The following is a 23,469-nucleotide window of genomic DNA, read 5'->3' on the forward strand; positions in this document are numbered from 1 at the left end:
GGCGGGTGGCGCTACGCGAGCGCGTCGACGATGGGACGGAACTTCAGGCGCGTCTCGTCGAGCTCCGCATCGGGCACGGATCCTCGGACGATCCCGCCGCCCGCGTGCGCCGAGACGGTGCGCGTCGTCGCTGCAGGCTCGGCGGGGGCGAACTGCGCGCTGCGCAACGCGATCGCCCACTCGCCGTCGCCGTCGCCGTCGATCCACCCGACGGGGCCGGCGTAGCGCCCGCGGTCGAACGGCTCGATGCGGCGGATCTCCTCGATCGCGCGGTGTGTGGGGGTTCCGGCGACCGCCGCGGTCGGGTGCATCGCGCGCACGAGGTCAAGAGCCGACGCGCCGTCGCTGAGGGTGCCGCTCACGTCGGTGGCGAGGTGCCACAGGTTCGGCAGCTCCAGCGCGAACGGCTCGTCCGCGGCGCGCAGGTCGCTGACGTGCGGCCGGAGCGTGTCGAGGACGCTGTCGACGGCGAAGCGGTGCTCGGCGGAGTTCTTCGTGCTCGCGCGCAGCTCGCTTGAGACCATCTGATCTTCGTGCAGGCCCGTGCCGCGTGCGTGCGTTCCGGCGAGCACGCGAGCCGAGACGGCTCCCTCCCGGACCGTCACGAGCGTCTCGGGGCTGGCGCCGATGAGCCCGTCGACGGCGAACGTCCAGGTGTCGGGGTAGTCGGTCGCGAGCGAGCGGACGAGACGGCGCAGGTCGGCGCCGGCGGGAACGGTTCCGACGAGGTCGCGGGCGATGACGATCTTCTCGGCGGTGCCCGCCTCGATGACGGCGAGAGCGCGACGGACGGCGGCCTCGTGAGCGGGCGGATCCATTGCCCCGGGGCCGAGCGTCGCCGACCACGCGCCGCCGAGATCGGCCGGTGCGGGTTCGGCGAGCTGGTCGGTGGTGTCGGGCACGCGGATCCGCGTCTGCCACGCGCGACCGCCGCGCCAGCCGATGAGCGCCGACGGCACGATGAGGGTCGAGGGGCGCTCGGATGCATCATCGAAGGCGAAGGCGCCGAACCCGATGAGACCCGTGCCGGGCACCCGCACCTCGTCGTGAACGTGGGCGGCCTGCGAGAGCGCGCGCCAGAGGTCCGCGAGCGCCGCGATGCGTCCCTCTTCGGCGACGTCGATGTGCAGCAGGTCGGGGCCGGCGGCGACGAGTCCGTCGCCCTTTCGCGTCCACGCGAGAGGATCTCCCGGGTCCGCGAACAGCAGCGCGTCGACGGGGTCGATCTCTCGTGTGGTCGCCTGGAGGATCGGCAGCGAGAGCGGTTCGGTCACGATGCCGATCCTATTGAGGAGTGGATTCATTCCGCCTGGGAGACGGACGAGGTCATATTGTCGAAGGATGACCACCTCGATCCGACCCGGAGCCAAAACGCACATCAACTGGCGAAAATGGGACGGGGCTCCGCACTGGATCCACGAGGTCGTCTACCTGGGTCGCGACGAGTGGGGGTCGTGGTTCGGCCAGTGCGCGGGATGGCGAAGTCACCGCCCGGGGCGCGACACGCTGCTGAAGACGTCGTGTGTCATGCTGCTGCCGGATCCCGAGCCGGGCAGCGATCACGGCGCCGAGTGGATACTCACGGTGAACGCTCCTCCGCAGCGCACGCGGATCTATATCGACGTCGCGTGGGATGCGCGCTGGGACGGTGAAGAGCCGCACGCGATCGATATGGATCTGGATGTCGTGCGTCGCACCGATCAGCGCGGCATCTACATCGACGACGAGGACGAGTGGGAAGAGCATCGCATCGAATACGGCTACCCCCTGCACGTCGTCAATCGTCTCGAGATCGTCGCCGCGGAGCTCAAGCGCAAAGTCACCGAGCGTGCCGCGCCCTTCAACGAGGCGACGACGCACACGTGGTTCGACGTGCTCGACGCGCTCGAGCTGTAGGACCTCGAGGACTCTTCACTCCACGGTCGTGAATAAGGCAGCCGGGACGAGCACGAACGCGAGCAAGCTGGGGAGCAACAGCGATATCCCCATGCCGAGGCTTCCGGCCACGCTGAGCCCGACCCCGGCGATGACGGCGCCCGCGAAGACGCCGAGGCTCATGCCTGCGGCGTTGATGCTGTAGGCGGGCGCGGTCAGGTCTCCCCCGCGGTCTGCAATCATCGTCGTAACGAGGGCCGCGACGATCGCGTGGCTGAAGCCCATCCCCGTCGTCGCGACCAGTGCTACGGGCAGATTGTTCGTCGTGAAGACCGCGATGACCGCGACGGCCGCGCCCGCCAATCCGCCCCAGAGGAGCCCGCACCGCCGACGCACCGGTCCTCTCGCCCAGCGGCCCGCGAGATAGTTCCCGACGAAAAACGACGCGCCGCTGAGCGTCCAGACGAGCGTGAGCGCGACCGGCAGGGCGATGGCCGCCCGCCGTGATCGGCGCCGTAAAGGTGTCGTCCTCATCATCGAGTGCCTTCCATGTGTTCGTGGATCCGTCGTGCGGTGCACGCCGGCGTCGTCAACTGCTCGGCCTCAGGGTCCGTGGTACTGCGGAGCGGAGCTTCCTTTCATCGAACCGGTTCGCGCGACGGCGCGCGCTGAGTGTCCCCGAGGCGTTTCAGGCCACGGGCAAAAAGACGCGCATCGTCGATGGGCCACGCTCCGCCCACCGGTGATACGGGATGAGCGGCACCTCGAACGCGCGTTCGTGTCGCGCGTCCCCGCGACCGGGATTCGGGCGCGCCGAGACGAACGGCGGCCGACCGTCCCCGTGCGCGGGCAGGGACACGGTGCGAGCGTGGACGATCGCGCCGTCGCCTCGATCCGTCGGCAGAGAATCGACGCTGAGGGCGAGACCGTCGATCGACACGTCGTCGGGCAGATCGACCGATTCGAGGCAGAGCACGACCGGTCCGCGTTCGACCGCGACCGTTCCTCGGGCGCCGTCGATGCGCAGATCCGGCCAGGTCAAGCGCGGCCGCACGGGAAGGTCGAGCACGATCTCATCACCGGCCGCTACCGGACCCACGACATCGATCCAGCCCGGTGCGCACGAGGTCACGGCCTCGTCGTGACTGCGTATGCTCGCCCCATCGGCCCAGTGAGGTACGCGCAGACGAAGCCCGACGCGTCCGGCGGGCGCCTCGCGGACCAGGAAGCGCACGACGCCCTCTTTGGGATACGCCGTCTCGACGTCCACGGCGAGTGTGCCGCGCTCCGTTGCGACGTGCATCGCGCCGGCGGCGTACTGCGCGATCGTCACAACCGGATCCTCACCCGACTCGTCGACGAAAACCGCGCAGCTCTGCCAGGAGGCAAGCGTCCTGGCGACATTGGTCGGGCAGCACGACACGTCGAACCAGGGCGCGCGGATCCCACCCTCGGCCCGCGGATTGACCTCGTCCAGCCGTACATCACCGCCGGGCTCGCGCTGATGCAGCGGATTGGCGTAGAAGAAGGCGCGACCATCCTCGCGCGGGGACGTCGCGACGACGTTGTACATGGTTCGCTCGATGAGGTCGGCGTACTTCGCCTCGCCCGTCGCGAGCAAGAGGCGCCACGACACCATGACCGAGGCCACGCCCGCGCAGGTCTCGCAGTACGCGCGATCGGAGGGGAGCTCCCAGTCGTCGCCGAAGCCCTCGTCCTGATGACGCGAGCCCATACCCCCCGTGAGGTACGTGCGACGCTCGACCGAACTCGTCCACTGGCGTTCGATCGCACTGACGAGCTCGCGGTCGCCCGTCGACGTCGCGACATCGAGTGCGCCGGCCGCCAGGTACAGGGCGCGCACCGCGTGACCGCGCCAATGGTCGGCGTCGCGGACCGGAACGTCGTCCTGGAAGTACGCGGGACTGAGCAGCGCGATCGGGGCAAGGATTCCGCGTCCGCGGCGTTCGACGAACAGGCGCGCCTGTTCGATGTAGGTCGGTTCGCCGAGCGCGCGACCGAACTCGACGAGTCCGACCTCGATCTCCGGATGCCCGCAGATGCCCGGCCGCCCGTTCGCTCCGAACTCACGGCACACGTGGTCGGCGGCACGGCGGGCGACACGGACGAGTTCGTCCTCACCGTGGGTGCGCACACGCGCCACAGCGGCCTGCAGCAGGTGGCCCGTGCAGTAGAGCTCATGCCCCATCGACAGGTCGGAGTAGCGCGCCGGCTGGTGAGCGTGGCCGAAGCACGTGTTGAGGTATCCGTCGTCGTCCTGCGCGGCCGCGATCCGATCGACGAGCTGCGCCCAGATCCTCTCGACCGCCGGATCCGGCGTGTGCCCCTGCTGCCAGGCCACCGCCTCGAGCAGCTTGTAGACCTCCGAATCGGAGAACTGCCAGCCGGGGCGATCGTCTCCTGTTGAGCCGCTCGCAACGCGATCGAAGTTCGCGAGCCAGCCGAGTCGCTCCATCCAGTCGTAACAGTGCCGAAGTGTGGCGCGCGCGTTGGTCATTTGGCGCGCGCCCCAGAAACCGCCGTCGAGGTGCATCTCGCCGACACCGATTCCGCGTCGCGTTCCCGGTGCGTCCACGGGGCGGGCGAGAGAACCGGAGCATGTCATGTCGATCGTCACGAAGAATCCTTGTCAGTCTTTGACGGCGCCCGCCGTGACACCGGCCGCGACGTAGCGCTGGGCGATGACGAGCAGGACGGCAGCAGGTACGGACGCGACGACAGCGGTCGCCATGATCGCGTTCCACTGCGTCGTGTTGTTGCCGATGTAGTTGTAGATGCTGAGGGTGATGGGGATGAGGTCGCCGTTGCGATTGAGGGTCGAGGCGAAGATGAAGTCCGACCACGCCCAAAGGAAGGCGAAGAGCGCGACCGTGAGCATCGAGTTGCGGCTCATCGGGAGCACGATCGAGACGAACGTGCGCCATGCCCCGGCGCCGTCGACGCGCGCCGCCTGCAGCAACTCGCGCGGGATTCCTCCCATGAACGCTGTGAACAGCAGAACACCGAAGGGGACCGCGATCGTCGAGTCGGCGATGATCAGCCCCCAGACCGTGTTGAGCAGGCCGAGACTGTTGTACACGGCGTAGAAGCCCATCGCCATGACGACAGCCGGGATCATCTGCGCAACGAGAAGCACGAAGTTGAGCGGCCCGCCCCCGCGCAGGTTCAGCAGCGCGAGCGCGTACCCGGCCGGAGCCGCGATCACGAGGGTGACCGCAACGCATCCGAGGCCGACGATCAGGCTCGTTCCGAGAGCCGGGAGCTGTTGCGCGAAGACGGCCGTGTATCCCTCGAACGTCGGGTCCCAGGGGAACCAATGCGGCGGTGTGCGGCGCAGGTCGCTGGTCCGAGTGAACGAGACATTCACCATCCAGTAGACGGGAAACAGCATCGCGAGCGTGAACACGACGCCGAGGGCGGTCTTCCACCAGGTGCGCCGAATCGAACGGGCAGGAGTCATGAGCGGGCCCCCTGTCGGTGCTGGAGCTTCAGATGCAGGAACCCGAACACGAGTGCGATGACGATGAGGAGGTTGCCCACGGCCGCGGCCGGCGAGAACGACGGCATCCCGGTGCCGAACGCCTCTTGGTACGCCCAGATCGACAGTGTGGTCGACGCGCCAGCCGGGCCGCCCGCCGTCATCACCCATATCACGTCGACGACTTTCAGTGTGTAGATGAGGCCGAGCAGGAGCGTGATCGCCGACACGGGCCGCAGCAACGGGAGCGTGATGCTCGAGAACTTCCGCCACGATCCGGCGCCGTCGAGCGAGGCCGCCTCATACATCTCCTCCGGAATGTTCTGGAGACCCGAGTACAGGACGACGAGGTTGAACGGCACGCCGAGCCAGATGTTCGCGATCGTGACCGACAGCAGGGCCGTCTCGGGAGAGGTGAGCCAGTTGATCCGGTCGCCACCGAAGGCGAGAAGCACCGAATTGACGATTCCGTTGTCGCTGTTGAGCATCCACGCCCACGTCGACGCGGACACGATCAGCGGCAGCAGCCACGGCACGAGAAATAGCGCGCGCAGCAGGTTCGACAGCCGAAAGTTCTGCCGGAAGAACACCGCGAGCGCGAGGCCGACGGCGAACTGCACGATGATAGACCCGAACGTGAACAGCAGGGTGTTCACCAGGGCGACGGGGAATGTCGACGACCCGAACACCTCCACGTAGTTCGCGAAGCCCACGAACTCGGCGTCGCCCTGCACGAACGCGCGGATCGTGAAATCACGGATCGACAGATCGATGTTGCGCCACAGCGGGTAGGCGTAGAAGACGACGAGGTAGCCCAAGAGCGGCGCGGCGAAGCCGACGGCGGCCCACTGGCTCGCGTCGAGCCGCCGTCGGTGGCGCCGCGCGCCCGGCCGCCGCACCCCGAGGAGCGTCGCGGTGGTGGTCATGGATCGGTTCTCTCTCGTGCGCGGATCAGCTGGTGGTTGCTTCGGCGGCCGCCTGCGCGGCCTCGAGCGCCTCTTGGGGACTCTCGGCGCCCGACAGCGCGCTCTGCACGGCCGTCCACAGTGCCTCCGAGATCAGCGGGTAATCCGTCCCGAGCCCGTCACTCGTGCGACCCTTCGCGTTCTGTACCGCGGTCACCCACGGCTCGAGGTCGGGATTCTCTACGAGGAGCTGCTCCTGCCCCTCGGCTGTCGGTGGGATGTAATACGCGAAGGTGTTCGCCGTCTCAACGAAGCCCTCGGGCGTCGTCATGCACTCGACGATCTGGCGCGTGACCTCGTACCGTGCGTCATCAGACTGCACGGGGGCGACGATGAACTCGCCACCCGTCGGTGCGGGCGCGACGCCTCCATCGCGCCCAGGCAACTGCACGATGCCGGTGGCGAAGTCGGCCTCGGCGGCGCTGTTGACCTGCCACGTTCCGTTCTCGGCGAAGGCGAAGTCGCCCGTGAGGAACTCCTCCCACACGGTGTTCTGCGAGTTGCCGATGACGGAGTTGGGCGCATACCCCTCGTCGAGCCACGTCGTCCACAGTTCGAGCGCCGCGACCGCCTCGGGCGAGTCGAGCTGCTCGAGATCGGCGCCGGAACCCCAGAACCATGGGAGGAACTGGAAGGTGCCCTCCTCGGTGCCGATTCCCGCGAATGTGATGCCGCGATGCCCGGCTTCGTCGACCTTCGTCAACGCCGTCGTCAGGGTCTCCCAGTCGGTGATCGACGCGGGGTCGACGCCTGCTGCGTCAAGGATGTCGGCGTTGTAGTAGAGCGAGAGCGTATTCGCGCCGACCGGAATCCCGTACGCGGACCCGTCGATCACACCCGCGTCGAGCAGGTTCTCATCGATCGCCGACGTGTCGAGGCCGAGCTCCTCGACCGTCGTCAGCATACCGGTCTCGGCAAGCGTCGAGACGGCCGGGTTGTCGAGCAGGATGATATCCGGTGACGTCCCCTCCTGCGCGGCGAGCAGCGCCTGATTCGTGAGGGCCGTCGTGTCGTAGGCGGTGCGCTCGATCGTGACGCCGGCGTCCTCACCACACTGCTGCGCGCGCTGTTCCCAGTCGGACGAGCCCTCATGCTGCGGATACGGATCCCACCACGTATAGGTAGCGGACGCGGCGTCGGGTCCGCCGTCGGATCCACCTCCTCCGGCGGACGAGCAGGCGGCAAGGGCTCCGACCGCGACGAGCGCCGTGGCCGTGGCGAGAGCTGTGCGGGTGGGATTCATGAGTGTTCCTCCTTGAACAGGTACCGGATTATTCGAACCGGTTCGATTTGTGGTGTGGTGGGTCTGACTGTCCGGATGTGCGGTCAGGTTCGCCGTCGCGGGGCAGCCGTACTGCCGCGATCGACGAGTTCGGGAGAGACGTAGTGCACGATATGCGGGTCATCGTGACCGGTCTGCCCTTCGATCCGCCGCACGAGAGCGCGCACCGCCATCCCTCCCAGACGATCGGGGGCGCTCTCAATGGCCGAGTAGGGCAGCGAGAAGGTGCGTGCGAACTCATCGGAGTAGCGACCGATGACCGACAGATCGCGCGGCACGGTCAGCCCGCGCTCGTGCATCACGGTCGGCAGCGCAGCGGCGGCCGCTTCGTTGTTCACGAGGAGGCCCGTGACGCCGGGGTGCGCCTGCAGCAGCTCGCCGACCGCGCGCCCCACCTCGGGCTGGCGTGCGGGGGCGAACGCGGTGTCGAGCCGGATGCCGCGCACACGCGCCTGCTCGACAGCCGCGTTCTGCAGCCGCCACACGTAGGCGCCGCCGCGCTCGACGACGTGTTCGGGCTGTGACACCAGCAGCAGCTGACGATGTCCGAGGTCATACAGGTGGTCGACCATCTGGCGGCCGGCCTCTTCGAAGTCGAGGTCGAAGACGTCGACCCCCGCGCAATCGGCGGGCCGCCCGACGAGCGCTCCGGGCTGCGCAGCCGCACGGAGGACGGGCAGCCGCTCATCGTGCTCAGCGACGTTGAGCAGCACGATGCCGTCCACCATCCGCGTCGAGGTGAGGCGGCGCAACGCGCTGCGGCCGTCGGACTCCGTCACCAGAAGGATGTCGTACCCCAGGTCTCGAGCGACGTTGGACACACCCTGTATGTACTGCATCATGGCCGGCGCGAACTCGTCGTCGTAGAACTGCGCGAGCAGTCCGATCGTCCGGGTGCGCGCCGTCGCGAGCGCTCGAGCGCCCGCATTCGGCGAGTAGCCCAGCGTGCGCACGGCCTCCTCGACGCGGTGGCGCACCTCCTCGGAGATCGACCGCTTGCCGGACAGAGCGTACGACGCGGTACTGCGCGACACGCCCGCCTCGCGGGCGACGTCCCCGATGGTGACCACGGCGTCTCCTGTTCCGACCTCGTTGATGCGAACCGGTTCGACGATACATGGCGCTCGCCTCGCGACGCAAGGATCGGATCCGGAAGCGCCGCGACTGCCCGACCATCGTGACGTCGGACTCAGTCGGCGAGCGTCGCGCCCGCCTCGCGCAGCCAGCGGTCGGGCTCGGCGAGCGCGGCCGAGACGGATCCGGCGAGATCCGTGAGCGATACCGCGCGACGGAAAGCGCTCGCATCGCCGTCGATCACGCCCGCGACGAGGGCGACCGGCGCCCCCGCCTCCGCGGCGAGCGCGGCGACGTGCGCGGGCGCCTTCCCCGCGGCCGACTGGCCGTCGTAACGGCCTTCGCCCGTGATGACGAGGTCGGCGCCAGCCAGATCGCGGGCGAGACCCGTGAGATCGGCGATCGCGGCGGATCCCGGCACCATCTGCCCACCCCAGATGAGCAGACCGAAGCCGGTCCCGCCTGCCGCGCCTGCCCCGGGCCTGACCGCGAGGTCGAGACCGTCGGCCGCGCGAGCGAGCGCGGCAAGCCCCGCCTCGGCCCGCGCGACGCCCGCGGAATCGAGGCCCTTCTGCGGCCCGAAGACGGCGGCGGCCCCGGTCTCCCCCAGCAGGGGGTTGGTCACGTCGCTGAGCACGGTGAGGCCCCCGGCGGGTGGTGGACGCAACGCCGTGACGTCGAGGGTCGTGATCTCGCCGAGCCCGTCGACGCCGGGCGGCACCGAGGCGCCGAAGTCGTTCATGAAACGCGCACCGAGCGCGGTGAGCATCCCGACACCACCGTCCGTCGAGGCACTCGAGCCGATGCCGACGACCAGGCGCGACACCCCGGCATCGAGGGCGGCGGCGATGGCCTGCCCGAAGCCGAGCGTCGAGGCGGTGAGTGGGTGGCGGTCGTCGCCGAGCAGCTCGATCCCGGAGGTCGAGGCGAGCTCGACGACGCCGACACCTCCCGGCCGACCGTCCGTCGCGGGCAGGCGCACCCAGAACGCGTCGACGGGAACTCGCGCGGGGCCAGTCACCCGTACGGGGACGCGCTCGGCGCCCGGCACGGACTTCTCGAACGCGTCGAGTGTGCCCTCGCCGCCGTCGGCCATCGGGCGGAGGACGACGTGGTCGGTCGGGCGGCGGCGCACCCAGCCCTCCGCAATCGCGACGGCCGCATCTGCGGCGGGGATCGACCCCTTGAAGCTATCGGGGGCGATCACGATGCGCCGTGCGGTGGTCATGGGTCCATCCTGCCCGATTCCGCAGCCACGCCCGGTCCCTACCGCTCGAGTGGCACCTCGAGGAGCTGCGGCCCGGAGATGGGCGCCGTCAGCGCGACATCGAGCTCGGAACGCGTCGCCGCGCGCGTATACTCCCAGCCGTACGCCGCGGCGAGCGGCGCGAGGTCGACCGACGGCGGGGTGAGCAGCACGCGCGTCATCGACGCGGGATCCGCGACACTCGCGACCTCGAGCCCATCGAAGATCGTGCCGCCGCGGTCGTTGCCGACGATCACCTGGATCCGTGGCCGCGGCTCGCCCTCGGCGAAGAGGAGCGAGCCGATGTCGTGCAAGAGCGCGAGATCACCGAGGAGGACGCGCGTGACGCCCGCCGCCCCGTCCTGCTGGCTGGCCAGGGCGATGCCGAGGCCGGTCGCAATCGTGCCGTCGATGCCCGCCAGTCCGCGGTTCGCGTGCACGGGCACCTTCTTGCCGCGCAGCACGTCGTCCGCGACCCGCACGAGGCGGCTCGACCCGAACACGAGGCGGTCGTGCGGCCACGTCGCGCGCCAGACGCCCGCCACGAGCTGCGCGCGATCGAGCGGTGTCCGCACGGCATCGAGCTCTGCCCGGACCGCACCGAGCCGGGTCTTCGGATCCGTCGACGCGAGCCCGGCAGAATCCGGCGCGGGCGGCTCCAGGTCGATCGCGTGCTCGCGTCCGTGGATCCGCCACGCGCGCAGCCACGCCTCGTCGACGTCACCGGGCGCGATCTGCACGGCGTGCGCGACGCGCGTGGACCCATTCAGGTCGAGAGATTCGCCCGCTCCGGCGAGCGCGACGATGTCGATGTCGTCTCGGGCGAGCAGACGTGCCGTCTCGCGCTGCAGCGTGGGGTGTCCCACGACGACGACGCGCTCGACGCGTCCACCGAGTTTCGGATCGGCGAGCGCCGCGCGGTAGCCAGCCACAGCGAGCGCGCCGTACCGCGACCCGCTGACGATCTCCGCAACGAGCGGCCACCCGCCCTGATGAGCGAGAATCTCGGCATCGTCGCCCGCATCGGCCCCGGCCACCACGATCGTGCGCGGGCCGCGGTCGAGCACGGTGGGCTCAGGCGGATCCGGCAGCATCGCACGCGCCTGCGCGATGACGGCATCGGCGTCGCGCACGCGACCGCCGCGGAACCACTCCGGAAGCTCGCCGGCGAGCGGCTCACGGAAGGGCAGGTCGAGATGAGCGACGCCCTGCACCGACTCGCCCGCCGCGGCGACGAATGCGCGCGCCGCGAGCTCCTGCGCCGGCCAGGCCGATCCGTCGGGCACGGGAGCGTCGATCGCCAGGCGCGCGAAGGACGAGAACAGGGACGGCTGATCCGTCGTCTGGTTGGCGCCGACGCCGCGCAGCTCGGGCGGTCGGTCGGCCGTAAGCAGCAGCAGCGGGATCCCGGAGTGATGTGCCTCGAGTGCGGCCGGCAGCAGGTTGGCGGCAGCGGTTCCGGACGTGCAGATGACGGCCGCGGGCACGCGCGTCTCGCGGCCGATGCCCAGCGCTGTGAATCCCGCCGAGCGCTCGTCGATGCGCACGTGCAGGCGGACGCGTTCCGTCCGTTCGAGATCCGCTGCGGCGAGCGCGAGTGCTTGGGATCGCGAGCCGGGGCTCACGACGATGTGCCGCACCCCCAGCGTGACGAGGGCGTCCAGCAGCGCGCACGCGGCCTCGGTCGCGGGCGAGGCCCCGTCAGGCGCGCTCATCCCGCGGGCCGTCTCCGTGGTCCTCGTCGGAATCGGCGGCCCTCTCATCGGGCGCCTCGTCGTCGCCGGCGCTCGGCGAGCCAAAGGCCTCCTCGGCGTCAAGCATGGCGAGCTCCTCCTCGAGGCGACGAATGCGCTCATCGGAGGCGGTGAAGCGGGGGTCGTCATCCGGCGCGACCGGCTGTCCCGCGGACGACTGCGGCTGCGCATCGCGCGAGCGGCCGATGACCCACCACAGGATGCCGCCGATCACGGGAACGAGCGTGATGAGGATCCAGACCCGCTTCGAGGCGCCACGATGCCGCGTCGGCGGCTGGATGGCACAGTCAACGATGCTGAACACCCAGAACGCCAGGGCAACGAGTGCCAGAGGAATAAGGAGTCGACCCACAAGACCAGTCTATTGCCGAGCAGATCGGCGGGACCTGACTACTCCGACGATTCGATGCGGCTGAACCTCGGCGGTTCGTCGCCCGTCGGCGATTCGACGGTCTCAGCGGAGTCGTCCTCGCCCGTCAGGCGCGCCACCGCGGCCTCGAACTGGCGCGAGAGCGCTTCGGCTGCGGCGTCTCCGTCGCCCGCCGCGATCGCGTCGACGAGCTCGCGGTAGGTCGGCGAGACCGATCGGCGGACGTGAAAGCCGTCCTCGGCGCTCAGGCTCGCCACGCGGGTCTCCGCGAGGAGCGTCTCGATGCGCATCGAAAGTCGGCGGCTGCCGACGAGATCGACGAGCTGACGGTGGAAGGCGAGGTCAGCATCGCCGATCGGCATCGCCGCATCGGCTGCGCTCACGGCAATGAGCCGCGCGAGACAGGCCTCGAGTTCTGCGATCTGGGTTGGCTCCGGGCGCTGGGCGAGGCGACGCGCAGCGTGCGACTCGAGCGCCAGACGCGACTCATAGAGGTCGGGCACCTCTGTCGACAGGATCCGCCGTACGCGCATGCCGCGCCCGGGCACGGACACGAGCAACCCCTCTTGCACGAGGCGTTGCGCGGCCTCGCGCAGCGGACCGCGACTCACGCCGAGCTGGGAGGCGATCTCGACCTCGCCAAGCGGGGCACCGACGGCCAGGTTCCCGGCCAGAATCGCCTTGCGCAGCTCGATCACGATCAGGTCGACTGTCGACATGCGCGACACGGGCACGACGGAGCGTGCCGCGTTGAGACGCGAAGCCGACTTCGACACGTGATCCCTCCTGGATCCGAGAAGTTCTCTCACCCGTTTATTCTCCCATTGTCGCAGGGTGTCCTCGTGTAGGACAACCGGACAGGAAGATTGCCCTTGCGCTGACATTGTGAAACGGTTGTACTGCCCTTATACCGAGCGCCCGCTGGGCGTGACAGCACATCACGGAGAGGAATCATCATGATTCGACGCACCAAGTGGACCGCGGGTATCGCGGGAGCCGGTATTCTCGCGCTCGGCCTCGCCGGCTGCGCGTCCGGCGGCGACGACGGCGGCGGTGGCACCGACGGCGGCGGCGGCGACGCGAGCACGCTCGAGCGCCTGCAAGAAGAAGGCACCATCACGGTCGCCATCAACGGCGAACAGCCCTACTCCTGGGTCGACGATTCGGGAGAGCCCACGGGCGCGACCATCGCGATTCACGAAGAGGTCTTCGGCAACCTCGGCATCGACAACATCGAGGTCGAAGAAGTTGCCTGGGACAACCTCATCCCCGGACTCATCGCCGGCCGCTGGGACGCGGTCAGCGCCGGAATGTCCATCACCCCCGAACGCTGCGAGCAGGCGGCGTTCGGCGACCCCGAGATCATGTACACGACGACCCTGGCCGTCCCGGCGGGCAATCCGATGGGTCTCACCGATCTCGACTCCGTGCTCGAGTCGGACGGCGACGTCAAGCTCGCGCTCCAGTCGGGTGCGATCGAGGATGGCTACGTGGATCAGCTCGGCGGCTATAGCAACGTCGTCCAGGTCGACGGTGCCGCATCAGGCCTCGAGACCGTCCAGGCCGGCCGCGCCGACGCGTTCGCGCTGACCGCGGTCTCGCTCGCCTGGATGACCGAGAACATGGACGACCTTGAGACCACCGAGGCGTTCGTGCAGGAGATCGACGGCATCAAGCAGATCGGTGCCGGAGCCACGGTCTTCCGCCCGGCTGACTCCGACCTGCTCGAGGCCTACAACGAGGAGCTCGCGAACGTCACGGGCGACGAGTCGGCGTACCTCGGCCTCGTGGAGCCCTTCGGCTTCTCGGCTGAGAACCTGCCGCCGCAGGACCTCACCACCGACCAGCTCTGCTCGGGCGATCTCGAAGAGCTGCAGTAAGCAGGAATCGATACCCCAGTCGTGACTGACTACATCGAAACGCTAGGACGGCGCCTCCCGCAGGTCCTCGACGGTCTCCTGATCACCGTCGAGCTGACCATCGGGGGCGCCGTCCTCGCGCTTCTCATCGCCATCGGACTCGGGCTGCTCGCCCGTGTCCAAAATGTGTTTCTGCGCGGGTTCGCCCGCGTCGTGATCGAGTTCTTCCGCGGCACCTCGCTCGTCGTGCAGCTGTTCTTCCTGTTCTTCGTGCTGCCGCTGCCGCCGTTCAACCTCGATCTTCCTCCCCTCGTAGTCGGCCTCATCGGCCTCGGCCTCAACTACGGTGCGTACGGCGCGGAGGTCGTACGCGGATCCATCAACTCGGTACCCAAGGGCCAGTGGGAGGCCACGACCGCGCTCAGCATGTCGCCCACTCAGCGCATGGTGCGCGTCATCTTCCCGCAGGCGTGGGCACTGATGATCCCGTCCCTGAACAACCTGCTGATCCAGCTTCTGAAGGGAACGGCCGTCGTGTACACCATCACGATCGTCGAGCTGACAAAGGTCTTCAACGACCTGCGCCAGGACACGGACGTGTTCTTCGCATACTCTGTGGCGCTGGTCATCTACTTCGTCCTGGCATACATTCTGTCGACGCTGATGGGACTGCTTGAGAAGCGCGCTGTCGCGAAGCTCGGGCGTGGGACGAAGAAGCTCAAGATGGTTCCGGACACGAAGGGGGTCGCAGCATGATCGACGACTCTCTCTGGAACTGGGAGCACGTCTGGGCGGCGTTGCCGGACATGCTCGCGGCCTTCGTCAAGGTGACGTTGCTCGTCACCATCGTCGGCAGTATCATCGCCGCGGTCCTCGGGCTCGTGATCGCCCTCGTCCGCCGCACCGCGCCGCAACCGATCTCGGGCATCGTGACCTTCCTGATGAACTTCGTCCGCATGACGCCGATCGTCGTGCAGCTGCTGTTCGTCTACTACGCGATACCGAGCATCTCCGGCCTCACCGTCGGCATCATCGTGTTCGGCATCCACTACGCCACCTTCATGGCAGAGGTCTACCGATCCGGAATCGACGCCGTACCGAAGGGCCAGTGGGAAGCAACCACTGCCCTCAGCATGTCGCCGGGCCGGACCTGGATCGCTGTCATCATCCCGCAGGCGGTGCGCGCAACCGTTCCCGCCCTCGGAAACTACGTCATCTCGATGTTCAAGGAGACGCCGTTCCTCGTCACGATCGCCGTGATGGACATGGTCGGTGCAGCGCGCGAATACGGCGCGGGCACCTTCCGGTTCACCGAGGTGTTCATCGTCGCGGGCATCCTGTTCCTTGTCGCGAGCTATCCCACCTCTCTCCTCATTGGGCGATTGGAGAAGCGTCTTGTCTACTGAACCCCACACTCACACTGGTGCGGTCGAACTCGCGGAGGGTGAAGTCCCCGCGATCCGCTTCGAGCAGGTCGTGAAGCGCTACGGCGACAACACCGTGCTCGACCACCTCAACTTCACGGTCCGCAAGGGCGATCGCGTCACGCTGATCGGCCCCAGTGGATCCGGGAAGACGACCATCTTGCGTCTCGTGATGACTCTCGAGGACTCGACGGACGGCTACATCCTGGTGGACGGAAATCCGCTCACGCACCTCCAGCGCGATGGCAAGCGGGTCGTCATCAAGGACAGGGAGCGCGCCCAGATGCGTAAGCGCATCGGCATGGTGTTCCAGCAGTTCAACCTGTTCCCGAACATGACGGTCCTCGAGAACATCATCGAGGCTCCCGTGCATGTGCTGGGACGGTCGAAGGCGGAAGCCATCAAGCGGGCGCACGAGCTGCTCGAGCAGGTCGGCCTGCCCGACAAGGCGAACGCGCACCCCACATCGCTCTCGGGCGGTCAGCAGCAGCGCGTCGCGATTGCGCGGTGCCTCGCGATGGATCCCGAGATCATGCTGCTCGACGAGGTCACGAGCGCGCTCGACCCCGAGGTCGTCGGCGAGGTGCTGGGGATCCTCCGGAACATCGCCGAGACGACCGACGTGACGATGCTGATCGTCACGCACGAGATGCAGTTCGCGCGCGACGTGTCGAACCGCGTCCTCATGTTCGACAAGGGGCGGATCGTCGAGGAGGGGGCACCCTCCGACATCTTCGACAATCCGCAGGAGCAGCGCACGAAGGACTTCCTTTCGGCCGTCGCCTGATTCTCCGCTCGCACGACGAGGGGCGTCGCACCGGCTGGTGCGGCGCCCCTCGTCGTGCGTCCCGGCCGCTGTCAGGCGCGGAATCTAGAATGGCCCTATGAAGGCCCGCTCCGTCATCACGTACACGCTGCTGCGCCTGGCGTTCTTCCTGGTGCCCCTGGGCATCATGATGCTGTTCCCGGCCTTCTGGAACATGTGGTGGCTCGCGATCCTCTTCGCAGGTCTCATCGGCGTGAGCCTGTCGATCATCTTCCTGCAGAAGCCGCGCTCGGAGTTCTCCGAGGGCCTCTATGAACGCCGCCGCACGACGAAGTCCGCCCGCGAGATCGACGAGGACATCGAGAACGAGGCGAATGCCCGGCTAGCCGACGAAACTCCACGCGAGGAAGATTCCGTAGATCGGTGAGCTGATCGAGGTCAGCGCGAGCGCAGTGACGAGCTCGCGCGGCACCCGGAAGCTCCACACGATCGCGATCGCGGGACCGACGGCGACGAGGCCGAAGAAGCACAGCCACGCGATCGGATACAGCAGCGCGATGAACGCGGCGATGCCGTACGCCGCTGCGACGAGCAGCGTATAGAGGATCTTCGTACCCAGCGGCCCGATGATCACCGAGAGCGTGCGCTTGCCGGCCGCGCGGTCCTGTTCGATGTCCCGGAGGTTATTCGCGAGCAGCACCGCGCAGGCGAGGAACCCGGCCGCGACCGCGCCGAACCACGCCTCCTGCGGCAGGTACAGCGCCTGCACCCACGTCGTGCCGAGCGTGGCGACGAGCCCGAAGAAGACGAAGACGAACACCTCGCCGAGGGCGTTGTAACCGTATGGGCGGCGGCCGCCGGTGTAGAACCACGCGGCCACGATGCAGAGCGCGCCGACCGCGATCATCCACCACTGCCCGGTGCGGATGACGATGGCGAGTCCGGCGAGCGCGGCGAGGCCGAAGAATGTCAGTGCGACGATGAGCACGGTCTTCGCGGGGACGCGCTTCGACCCCGTGATGCGCGCCGGGCCGACGCGCAGGTCGTCAGTGCCGCGGATGCCGTCGGAGTAGTCGTTGGCGAAGTTCACGCCGATCTGCAGCAGCACCGACACGGCGAGGCAGAAGAGCGCGATCACCCAGTGGAACTGACGGTCGACGTCCGCGAGCACCGCGGCGCCCGTGCCGATGACGACCGGCGTCACCGCGAGCGGCAGCGTGCGCAGCCGCGCGGCGCCCACCCAGTCGCCGAAGGTCACCGGCTTCGGCGGCGGCGCCTTCGTCGTGCCGCGCTTCGCCGGATTTCCGCTCACGTTCCTGGAGTTCTTCGCCACGGACCCCCATCGTAGTCGGGCCGTGCGGCCCGCGCTCAGATGACGCGGGCGCGGAGTGCCCGGCGGTCCGGCTTGCCGCTCGCCAGCCGCGGGATCGTCGCGACGCGCACGACGCGGTCTGGTCGTCCCGGGGCTCCGAGCTCGCGCTCGACGGCCGCGCGCGCAGCGCCCAGCGCCTCGACCCGCGAGGCGGTGACGATGACGGGGACCTCGCCCCAACGCGGGTGTGGCGCTGGCACGAGGACCGCGTCGGCGAGGCCGGGAACCTCACGCACGATCGCCTCGACGCGGTCGAGCGAGACGTTGACGCCGCCGGAGACGATGACATTGTCGATGCGCCCCGTGACGCGCACGCGACCGTCGGCGACGGATCCGGCGTCTCCCGTGCGGTACCAGCGCATTCCGGAGGCGTCGACGACGAATGCCGCAGCGGTGCGGTCCGGATCCCCGAGATAGCCGTCGGCGAGGTGCGGACCGGCGATGCGCAGCTCCCCGTCGACGACCTCGACGCGGACGTCGTCCAGCGGTGCTCCGTCGTAGACGCAGCCGCCGCTCGTCTCGGTGGAGCCGTACGTGCGCACGAGGCGCGCCCCGAGCGCGAGCGCGCGTTCACGGAGAACATCAGGAAGGCGCTGCCCGCCGACGAGGATCGCCTCGAACGAGGCCAGCGCCTGCGCGACGGGCGGGGCCTCCTCGGCGGCGTCGACGAGCGTCAGCAGCTGCGCCGGCACGAGCGAGGTGAAGGTCGGGATCCGCTCGCCGCCGACGGTCGAGCGCATGCCGCTCGCGGCATGTGCGAAGGCCGGCGCGGAGAATCGGCCCGCGAGGATCGCCGGATCGCGCCCCGCGACGAGCGCGCGCACCATCACCTGGATGCCCGCGATCGTGCCACCGCTGAGCGGCAGAAGCCAGTGCCCCTCACCGATGCGCGCGGCGGTCGCCATCGCCGACGCCGTCAGCGCCGAACGGGACAGCGCAACCGACTTGGGCACGCCCGTGGAGCCCGAGGTCGTCACGACGAGCGCCGTCCCCGCGGGGACCTCGAACGGCAGGTCGCCGCCGCCGAGCGCGATCGCGGGGCCCGCGCCGAGGACCGCGCCGCGCACCGCGCGCAGCACGTCGCGCGGATCCGCCGCCTCGACGCGTTCGAGTCTCACGTCACACCCATGGCGCACATCAGAAGTGGTAGGGGAAGCCGGTCCAGTCCGGGTCGCGCTTGTCGAGGAAGGCGTCGCGCCCCTCGACCGCCTCATCGGTGCCGTAGGCGAGGCGCGTCGTCTCGCCCGCGAACATCTGCAGTCCGACCATGCCGTCGTCCGTCGCGTTGAACGCGTATTTGAGCATCCGGATCGCGGTCGGCGACTTGCCCAGGATCGTCCGCGCCATCCCGATCGCTTCACGCTCGAGGTCGGCGTGTGCGACGACGCGGTTCACCGCGCCCATCTCGTAGGCGCGCTCGGCCGAATACTCCTCGGCGAGGAAGAACACCTCACGCGCGAGCTTCTGACCGATCTGCTTGGCGTAGTACGCGGACCCATAGCCCGCGTCGAAGGACCCCACGTCGGCGTCGGTCTGCTTGAACCGGCCGTGCTCCCGCGACGCGATCGTGAGGTCGCAGACGGCATGCAACGAGTGCCCGCCGCCGGCAGCCCAGCCAGGCACCACCGCGATGACGACCTTTGGCATGAAGCGGATGAGCCGCTGCACCTCGAGGATGTGCAGTCGGCCGGCGCGCGCCGGATCCGTGACGGCAGCCTCGTCCTCGGAGTACTTGTAGCCGTCGCGTCCGCGGATCCGCTGGTCGCCGCCCGAGCAGAATGCCCAGCCGCCGTCCTTCGGACTCGGGCCGTTGCCGGTCAGCAAGACGCAGCCGATCGCCGGATCCGTCCGAGCCGTCTCGAGTGCGTGATACAGCTCGTCGACGGTGCCGGGGCGGAACGCGTTGCGCACCTCCGGTCGGTTGAACGCGATGCGCGAGATTCGGCCATCCGTCGAGACGTGCGCCGTGATGTCGCGGTACGTCGCCGAGCCCGGAGCGGGGCGCCATTCGGCGGCATCGAACAGGTCGGAAACGTTGGCGGAGGTCACGAACCCAGCCTACGCCGCGCGGCGCAGACGTCGCCTGAAGAGCCTCGTCACGCGTGCTCGGCGCGGGCGCGAAAAAGATTTTTCCGATCCGATGTATCAGAACCGACCGAGGGTGCTCTTTCTCGATAACGGCATCCCCTGGTCTCGCCCGGGGTGCTGCGGCCGCGGGGCGTCACCCGACGGCAGATGTCCGTGCGGAGAGGCGCGAAGCAGATGCACATCACTCGAGGGAACGCGGCATGACCGCCCTAGCCGGCGACGTTCGCGCCGACCAGGAGGCGGCCAAGCGCGCGCTCGACATCGTCGTCGCCCTGTGCGGGCTCACGATCGTCGCGTTCCTGCTGCCGATCATCGCGCTGGCGATCACCCTGGACTCTCCCGGTCCCGTCCTCTTTCGGCAACAACGACTCGGCCGCGACGGCCGGCCGTTCCGCATCGTCAAGTTCCGCTCGATGTTCCTCGACGCCGAGGACGAACTGGCCGCGCTGGTGAGCGCGAATCAGGCCGACGGGCCACTGTTCAAGCTCCATCGCGACCCCCGCGTCACCCGCGTCGGGCGATTCCTGCGCCGCTACTCGATCGATGAGCTGCCGCAGTTCTGGAACGTGCTCGTCGGCGACATGAGCGTCGTCGGGCCGCGGCCCCCGCTTCCCGTCGAGGCGCAGACCTATGACGGGATCGTCGTCCGGCGACTCGCCGTGAAGCCCGGCATCACGGGCCCCTGGCAGGTGAGCGGACGCAGCGACCTCTCCTGGGAGCAGAGCGTCCATCTCGACCTCCACTACGTCGACAACTGGTCGATCCAGACCGACGTGATCTATATCGCGCGCACCGTCGCCGTGATCGTCAGCCCGAAAGGAGCGTACTGATGTCCTCCACCCTCACGTCCCCTCACGCCCCCGGCATCACGCGCATCGACGGCGTCCCCGTCGCCGCCGTGACCCTCCGCGAGGCGACCGCCCGCATCCTCGAGATGTCCGCGACCGGCACGACCGACATCCTGGTCGGCGTCAACGCCCACGTCGTGAATCTCGCCCGGCACGACGAACGACTGCGCACGTTCCTCAACACCACGACCTTCAACTACGCCGATGGGCAGTCCGTCGTCTGGGCTGCGCGCTCACTCGGCACGGTCCTTCCCGAGCGCGTCGCCACGACCGACCTCGCCCCCGCCGTCATCGACGGGGCCGCTCGTGAAGGCGCTCCCGTCTTCTTCCTCGGCGGCGCCCCCGGCGTCGCCTCGGCTGCGGCGAACCGCATGCGCGAGCGCACCCCCGAGGTGGTGCTCGACGCCGCGCACGGCTTCTTCGACGCACGCGAGACCGACCGCGTGCTCGGCGAGATTCACGACCACGGCACGCGGATCCTCTTCGTCGGCCTCGGGGACCCGCTGCAGGAGCGGTGGATCGAGCGAAACCGCGCGTCACTGCCGCCGGTCGTGCTCACGTGCGGTGGTCTGTTCGATTGGCTCAGTGGCGCCCACCGTCGCGCGCCGAAGGTCATGCAACAGGGCGGCCTCGAGTGGCTGTGGCGGCTCGCAATCGAGCCGCGCCGACTCGCGCACCGCTACCTCGTCGGCAACCCCGCGTTCGTCGCGGCCGTGATGCGCCAGCGCGCCGCTGGGCGCGTGTCCGGAGCGAAGCGCCGATTCGCATGAGCACCACGACCGTCGCCCCGCACCGCGCGGTCGCCCGCGCGAGCATCGTCAGCTTCGCCGGATCCGCGGCGAACGCCGTGCTCGGCATCGTGCTCGTCATCGTGCTCGGGAGGCTCCTCGGCGACGCCGGAGCGGGGGTCGTATTGCAGGCGATTGCGACGTTCGCCATCGCGCTCGGCGTCGCCCGGTGCGGCATGGATTCGGCGGCGCTCTGGATCCTGCCGCGCCTCGCCGAGCAGACGCCCGCCGCGCTCCGCCCGACGGCGATTCGTCTCGTGAGCGCATCCGGCGTCGCCGGGACGATCTGCGCGATCATCCTGACGACGAACCCGTTCGGGGTCGGCGCCGTCTCCGATGCGGTCGCCCGGATCGCGTGGTTCCTGCCCGTCGTCGCGATGCTCGTCACCGCGCTCGCCTGCACACGCGCACTCGGCGGCGTCGTGCCCTACACGCTGGTGTGGAGCGTCGGCCTCCCCCTCGCGCGTCCGGTCGCGATCGCGATCGCCGTGGCGGTGGGAGGCGGTCTGATGACCGTGGTGTTCGCCTGGGCTCTTCCCACGGTCGTGGGTCTCGTCGCGGCGATCGCGATTCTCGCGTATGAACTCTCGCGACGTGCGACGGCGACACACGCCCCCTTCGTGTTCCGGGGGTCCGGCCTGAGCGCGCGCATCGGGCGCTACGCCGCGCCTCGCATCGTGTCCGAGTCGCTCTCGCAGCTGCTCGTCTGGCTCGATGTGCTCATCGTCGGCGGCATCGCCGGTCCCGCTGCGGCCGGCGTCTACGGGGCGGCGACCCGTATCGCGTCCGCGGGCTCACTCATCGATCAAGCCATCCGTGTCGTGGTCGCCCCGGTCTTCAGCCGACTTCTGCACCGCGACGACCGCGCCGGGATCGCCCGCGTGTTCCGCGCCGCGACGACATGGCTCGTCCTCTTCAGCGCGCCGATCTACGTCCTGCTGGCCGTATTCGCGCCGGTCGCGCTCTCGATCGTCGGTCCGTCGTTCGTCTCCGGCGAGGTCGCGCTGGCGACGCTCGCGGTCGGATCCGTGGTCACCTTTCTCGCCGGGAACGTGCACTCCGTCCTGCTGATGAGCGGTCGCAGCGGACTCGCCGCCGGCAACAAGGCGTTCGCGGTCGCACTCGATGTCGCGTTGCTGTTCCTCCTCGTTCCCCACTGGGGAATCACAGGAGCGGCTGTCGCCTGGGCGGTCGCCTGCGCGGCCGACGCTCTCATCGCAACGATCGAGGTCCGCTACGTGCTCGGTCTGCGCCTGCCGCTCGCCGCTGGCCTGCGCGCGCTGGCAATCGCCACCGCGACGGTCGGCGTCGCCGCGGTGGCCGCGCGGCTGGTCTTCGGCGCGACGTGGCTCGGACTGGCGGTCGCCATCCTCGTCGGTGGCGGCGCGCTCGTCATCTGGGCGCGCGCCGCTGCCTCCGTTCTCGACCTCGACGCCTTCGTCTCACACGCGCGAATCGCGCCGCGTACGACAGGAGCATCCTCATGACCACTCGTCTTTCTCGCCGACGCGCATTGACCGCCGGCATCGCCGTCGTTGTCGTCGCGATCGGCGCGTCCTCCGTCGCTCTGGCGACGCAATCAAGCCCCGTTGCCGAGGGGGACTCCCCTCTTCTCCCCGTCACGGCAACGGACGCTCCGGGCAGTGCGCCTGGAGCCGCGGAGAGCGTGACGCCCTCTCCCACCGCCCTGGCGTCGCCTCCGAACGCGGCGCCAGGGCCCTCCCCCACCCCGGATCCGGACGAGACCGCCGAGCCCAAGGCGCCGCAGGCCACGCCGAGTCCCGGTCCCGCCCCGGACGAGGAGCCCAGCATCTTCGCAGCCCCCTTCGAGCCGATCGAGAAGATCGATCCGAGATCGGCCGAGGTGCTGATCGGTGCGGCGCTCACGGCGCCGAACAGCACGCATGCGGCGGCCACCGTCGATCTCGAACGCGCGTTCGCCGACATCGCGGCCGACGCGTTCCAGGAGGAGATCGAGTCGGAGTGGCTGGAGCTCGCGAGCTCCGGGTGGACGCTCTCCGGCGAGCGCCGGGTGACAGACCTGGAGATCACCGAACACGAGGGGAATGTCGCGACGGTCGTCGCCTGCATCGATTCGAGGGACGTCACGCTCGTCGACGCATCGGGCGACGCCGTCGGTTCCGACTCTGCTCGGGCACCGCGCGCAAGCCACATCTTCACGCTCGTCCGCGAAGACAGCGTGTGGCGCGTGACGGACCGCACCTTCCCCGACGACCCGACCTGTTGACGAGAAGATGA

At 69.1% G+C, this 23,469-nt stretch carries 24 protein-coding genes; 10 read left to right on the forward strand and 14 right to left on the reverse strand.

Going from position 1 to position 23,469, the window contains the following annotated elements:
- Positions 1-11: 11 nt before the first annotated feature.
- Positions 12-1,277 (reverse strand): isochorismate synthase, encoded by a 1,266-nt coding sequence (locus tag IEW87_RS14145; protein WP_229731229.1) that lies wholly within the window; start codon positions 1,275-1,277, stop codon positions 12-14.
- 64 nt (positions 1,278-1,341) lie between these two features.
- Here IEW87_RS14145 and IEW87_RS14150 point away from each other — a divergent pair, with 64 nt between their 5' ends.
- Positions 1,342-1,896 (forward strand): DUF402 domain-containing protein, encoded by a 555-nt coding sequence (locus tag IEW87_RS14150; protein WP_188713036.1) that lies wholly within the window; start codon positions 1,342-1,344, stop codon positions 1,894-1,896.
- Positions 1,897-1,911: 15 nt separating this feature from the next.
- On the opposite strand, the gene IEW87_RS14155 is transcribed toward IEW87_RS14150, so the two are convergent.
- The 10 genes from IEW87_RS14155 to IEW87_RS14200 all read right to left on the reverse strand — a co-directional run bounded on the left by IEW87_RS14155 (position 1,912) and on the right by IEW87_RS14200 (position 12,841).
- Positions 1,912-2,409, reverse strand: a complete 498-nt coding sequence (locus IEW87_RS14155) for an MFS transporter (RefSeq protein ID WP_188713037.1) — start codon at positions 2,407-2,409, stop codon at positions 1,912-1,914.
- A 154-nt stretch (positions 2,410-2,563) separates the two neighbouring features.
- On the reverse strand, positions 2,564-4,513 hold the full coding sequence (locus tag IEW87_RS14160; RefSeq protein WP_229731221.1) for a glycoside hydrolase family 127 protein: 1,950 nt from the start codon (positions 4,511-4,513) through the stop codon (positions 2,564-2,566).
- Positions 4,514-4,525: 12 nt separating this feature from the next.
- Positions 4,526-5,356, reverse strand: coding sequence for a carbohydrate ABC transporter permease (locus IEW87_RS14165; RefSeq protein ID WP_188713038.1), 831 nt, complete (start codon positions 5,354-5,356; stop codon positions 4,526-4,528).
- Entirely contained in the window at positions 5,353-6,300 is a 948-nt protein-coding gene (locus tag IEW87_RS14170) for a carbohydrate ABC transporter permease (protein WP_188713039.1), read from the reverse strand. The genes IEW87_RS14165 and IEW87_RS14170 overlap by 4 nt, the downstream gene beginning before the upstream one ends.
- 25 nt (positions 6,301-6,325) lie before the next feature.
- Positions 6,326-7,582 carry a sugar ABC transporter substrate-binding protein gene (locus IEW87_RS14175; RefSeq protein ID WP_188713040.1) on the reverse strand — a complete coding sequence of 419 codons (1,257 nt, stop codon included), beginning with the start codon at positions 7,580-7,582 and terminating at the stop codon, positions 6,326-6,328.
- A gap of 83 nt (positions 7,583-7,665) precedes the next feature.
- Positions 7,666-8,691 carry a LacI family DNA-binding transcriptional regulator gene (locus IEW87_RS14180; RefSeq protein WP_188713041.1) on the reverse strand — a complete coding sequence of 342 codons (1,026 nt, stop codon included), beginning with the start codon at positions 8,689-8,691 and terminating at the stop codon, positions 7,666-7,668.
- Between the two features lie 119 nt (positions 8,692-8,810).
- Positions 8,811-9,923 carry a glycerate kinase gene (locus IEW87_RS14185; RefSeq protein WP_188713042.1) on the reverse strand — a complete coding sequence of 371 codons (1,113 nt, stop codon included), beginning with the start codon at positions 9,921-9,923 and terminating at the stop codon, positions 8,811-8,813.
- A gap of 38 nt (positions 9,924-9,961) precedes the next feature.
- Positions 9,962-11,656, reverse strand: a complete 1,695-nt coding sequence (menD, locus tag IEW87_RS14190) for a 2-succinyl-5-enolpyruvyl-6-hydroxy-3-cyclohexene-1-carboxylic-acid synthase (protein ID WP_188713043.1) — start codon at positions 11,654-11,656, stop codon at positions 9,962-9,964.
- Positions 11,643-12,047 carry a PLD nuclease N-terminal domain-containing protein gene (locus tag IEW87_RS14195; RefSeq protein ID WP_188713044.1) on the reverse strand — a complete coding sequence of 135 codons (405 nt, stop codon included), beginning with the start codon at positions 12,045-12,047 and terminating at the stop codon, positions 11,643-11,645. The genes menD and IEW87_RS14195 overlap by 14 nt, the downstream gene beginning before the upstream one ends.
- Before the next feature lie 38 nt (positions 12,048-12,085).
- Positions 12,086-12,841, reverse strand: a complete 756-nt coding sequence (locus IEW87_RS14200; protein ID WP_188713045.1) for a GntR family transcriptional regulator — start codon at positions 12,839-12,841, stop codon at positions 12,086-12,088.
- 180 nt (positions 12,842-13,021) lie between these two features.
- Here IEW87_RS14200 and IEW87_RS14205 point away from each other — a divergent pair, with 180 nt between their 5' ends.
- The 5 genes from IEW87_RS14205 to IEW87_RS14225 all read left to right on the forward strand — a co-directional run bounded on the left by IEW87_RS14205 (position 13,022) and on the right by IEW87_RS14225 (position 16,541).
- Positions 13,022-13,945, forward strand: a complete 924-nt coding sequence (locus IEW87_RS14205; protein WP_188713046.1) for a transporter substrate-binding domain-containing protein — start codon at positions 13,022-13,024, stop codon at positions 13,943-13,945.
- Positions 13,946-13,966: 21 nt separating this feature from the next.
- Entirely contained in the window at positions 13,967-14,680 is a 714-nt protein-coding gene (locus IEW87_RS14210) for an amino acid ABC transporter permease (protein WP_229731222.1), read from the forward strand.
- Complete coding sequence (gene ehuD / locus IEW87_RS14215; protein WP_188713047.1) at positions 14,677-15,330, forward strand: ectoine/hydroxyectoine ABC transporter permease subunit EhuD; 654 nt, start codon at positions 14,677-14,679, stop codon at positions 15,328-15,330. The genes IEW87_RS14210 and ehuD overlap by 4 nt, the downstream gene beginning before the upstream one ends.
- Positions 15,320-16,135 carry an ectoine/hydroxyectoine ABC transporter ATP-binding protein EhuA gene (gene ehuA / locus IEW87_RS14220; RefSeq protein WP_373285135.1) on the forward strand — a complete coding sequence of 272 codons (816 nt, stop codon included), beginning with the start codon at positions 15,320-15,322 and terminating at the stop codon, positions 16,133-16,135. The genes ehuD and ehuA overlap by 11 nt, the downstream gene beginning before the upstream one ends.
- A gap of 97 nt (positions 16,136-16,232) precedes the next feature.
- A complete protein-coding gene (locus IEW87_RS14225; protein ID WP_188713048.1) occupies positions 16,233-16,541 on the forward strand; it encodes a DUF4229 domain-containing protein in 309 nt (102 codons plus the stop codon).
- Here the strand turns inward: IEW87_RS14225 and IEW87_RS14230 are convergent.
- From IEW87_RS14230 to IEW87_RS14240, 3 genes are read right to left on the reverse strand one after another with little or no spacing between them, the layout of a single operon-like run.
- Complete coding sequence (locus IEW87_RS14230) at positions 16,497-17,447, reverse strand: 1,4-dihydroxy-2-naphthoate polyprenyltransferase (RefSeq protein ID WP_188713049.1); 951 nt, start codon at positions 17,445-17,447, stop codon at positions 16,497-16,499. The two genes, IEW87_RS14225 and IEW87_RS14230, sit on opposite strands and share 45 nt — an antisense overlap.
- Before the next feature lie 35 nt (positions 17,448-17,482).
- Positions 17,483-18,604 carry an AMP-binding protein gene (locus tag IEW87_RS14235; RefSeq protein WP_188713050.1) on the reverse strand — a complete coding sequence of 374 codons (1,122 nt, stop codon included), beginning with the start codon at positions 18,602-18,604 and terminating at the stop codon, positions 17,483-17,485.
- Positions 18,605-18,623: 19 nt separating this feature from the next.
- Positions 18,624-19,535, reverse strand: a complete 912-nt coding sequence (locus IEW87_RS14240) for a 1,4-dihydroxy-2-naphthoyl-CoA synthase (RefSeq protein WP_188713051.1) — start codon at positions 19,533-19,535, stop codon at positions 18,624-18,626.
- A 239-nt stretch (positions 19,536-19,774) separates the two neighbouring features.
- On the opposite strand from IEW87_RS14240, the gene IEW87_RS14245 reads away from it, so the two are divergent.
- The 4 genes from IEW87_RS14245 to IEW87_RS14260 are packed head-to-tail and all read left to right on the forward strand — an operon-like array spanning position 19,775 to position 23,458.
- Entirely contained in the window at positions 19,775-20,404 is a 630-nt protein-coding gene (locus IEW87_RS14245; RefSeq protein WP_188713052.1) for a sugar transferase, read from the forward strand.
- Positions 20,404-21,192: a WecB/TagA/CpsF family glycosyltransferase gene (locus tag IEW87_RS14250; RefSeq protein WP_188713053.1), complete on the forward strand. Its 789-nt coding sequence runs from the start codon at positions 20,404-20,406 to the stop codon at positions 21,190-21,192. Before IEW87_RS14245 ends, IEW87_RS14250 begins: the two co-directional genes overlap by 1 nt.
- Positions 21,189-22,697 (forward strand): oligosaccharide flippase family protein, encoded by a 1,509-nt coding sequence (locus IEW87_RS14255; protein ID WP_188713054.1) that lies wholly within the window; start codon positions 21,189-21,191, stop codon positions 22,695-22,697. The genes IEW87_RS14250 and IEW87_RS14255 overlap by 4 nt, the downstream gene beginning before the upstream one ends.
- Positions 22,694-23,458, forward strand: a complete 765-nt coding sequence (locus IEW87_RS14260) for a hypothetical protein (RefSeq protein WP_188713055.1) — start codon at positions 22,694-22,696, stop codon at positions 23,456-23,458. Before IEW87_RS14255 ends, IEW87_RS14260 begins: the two co-directional genes overlap by 4 nt.
- Positions 23,459-23,469 lie beyond the last annotated feature (11 nt).

The organism is Microbacterium faecale, assembly GCF_014640975.1.
In the GTDB taxonomy this organism is placed as follows: Bacteria; Actinomycetota; Actinomycetes; order Actinomycetales; family Microbacteriaceae; genus Microbacterium; species Microbacterium faecale.

Excerpts from the sequence above, each read along its gene's own strand:
- IEW87_RS14255 (WP_188713054.1), top strand. The coding sequence starts at position 21,189 with ATGAGCACCACGACCGTCGCCCCGCACCGCGCGGTCGCCCGCGCGAGC.
- IEW87_RS14165 (WP_188713038.1), bottom strand. The coding sequence starts at position 5,356 with ATGACTCCTGCCCGTTCGATTCGGCGCACCTGGTGGAAGACCGCCCTC.
- IEW87_RS14205 (WP_188713046.1), top strand. The coding sequence starts at position 13,022 with ATGATTCGACGCACCAAGTGGACCGCGGGTATCGCGGGAGCCGGTATT.
- ehuD (WP_188713047.1), top strand. The coding sequence starts at position 14,677 with ATGATCGACGACTCTCTCTGGAACTGGGAGCACGTCTGGGCGGCGTTG.
- IEW87_RS14250 (WP_188713053.1), top strand. The coding sequence starts at position 20,404 with ATGTCCTCCACCCTCACGTCCCCTCACGCCCCCGGCATCACGCGCATC.
- IEW87_RS14185 (WP_188713042.1), bottom strand. The coding sequence starts at position 9,923 with ATGACCACCGCACGGCGCATCGTGATCGCCCCCGATAGCTTCAAGGGG.
- IEW87_RS14175 (WP_188713040.1), bottom strand. The coding sequence starts at position 7,582 with ATGAATCCCACCCGCACAGCTCTCGCCACGGCCACGGCGCTCGTCGCG.
- IEW87_RS14170 (WP_188713039.1), bottom strand. The coding sequence starts at position 6,300 with ATGACCACCACCGCGACGCTCCTCGGGGTGCGGCGGCCGGGCGCGCGG.
- IEW87_RS14150 (WP_188713036.1), top strand. The coding sequence starts at position 1,342 with ATGACCACCTCGATCCGACCCGGAGCCAAAACGCACATCAACTGGCGA.
- IEW87_RS14225 (WP_188713048.1), top strand. The coding sequence starts at position 16,233 with ATGAAGGCCCGCTCCGTCATCACGTACACGCTGCTGCGCCTGGCGTTC.
- menD (WP_188713043.1), bottom strand. The coding sequence starts at position 11,656 with ATGAGCGCGCCTGACGGGGCCTCGCCCGCGACCGAGGCCGCGTGCGCG.
- IEW87_RS14260 (WP_188713055.1), top strand. The coding sequence starts at position 22,694 with ATGACCACTCGTCTTTCTCGCCGACGCGCATTGACCGCCGGCATCGCC.
- IEW87_RS14245 (WP_188713052.1), top strand. The coding sequence starts at position 19,775 with ATGACCGCCCTAGCCGGCGACGTTCGCGCCGACCAGGAGGCGGCCAAG.
- IEW87_RS14155 (WP_188713037.1), bottom strand. The coding sequence starts at position 2,409 with ATGAGGACGACACCTTTACGGCGCCGATCACGGCGGGCGGCCATCGCC.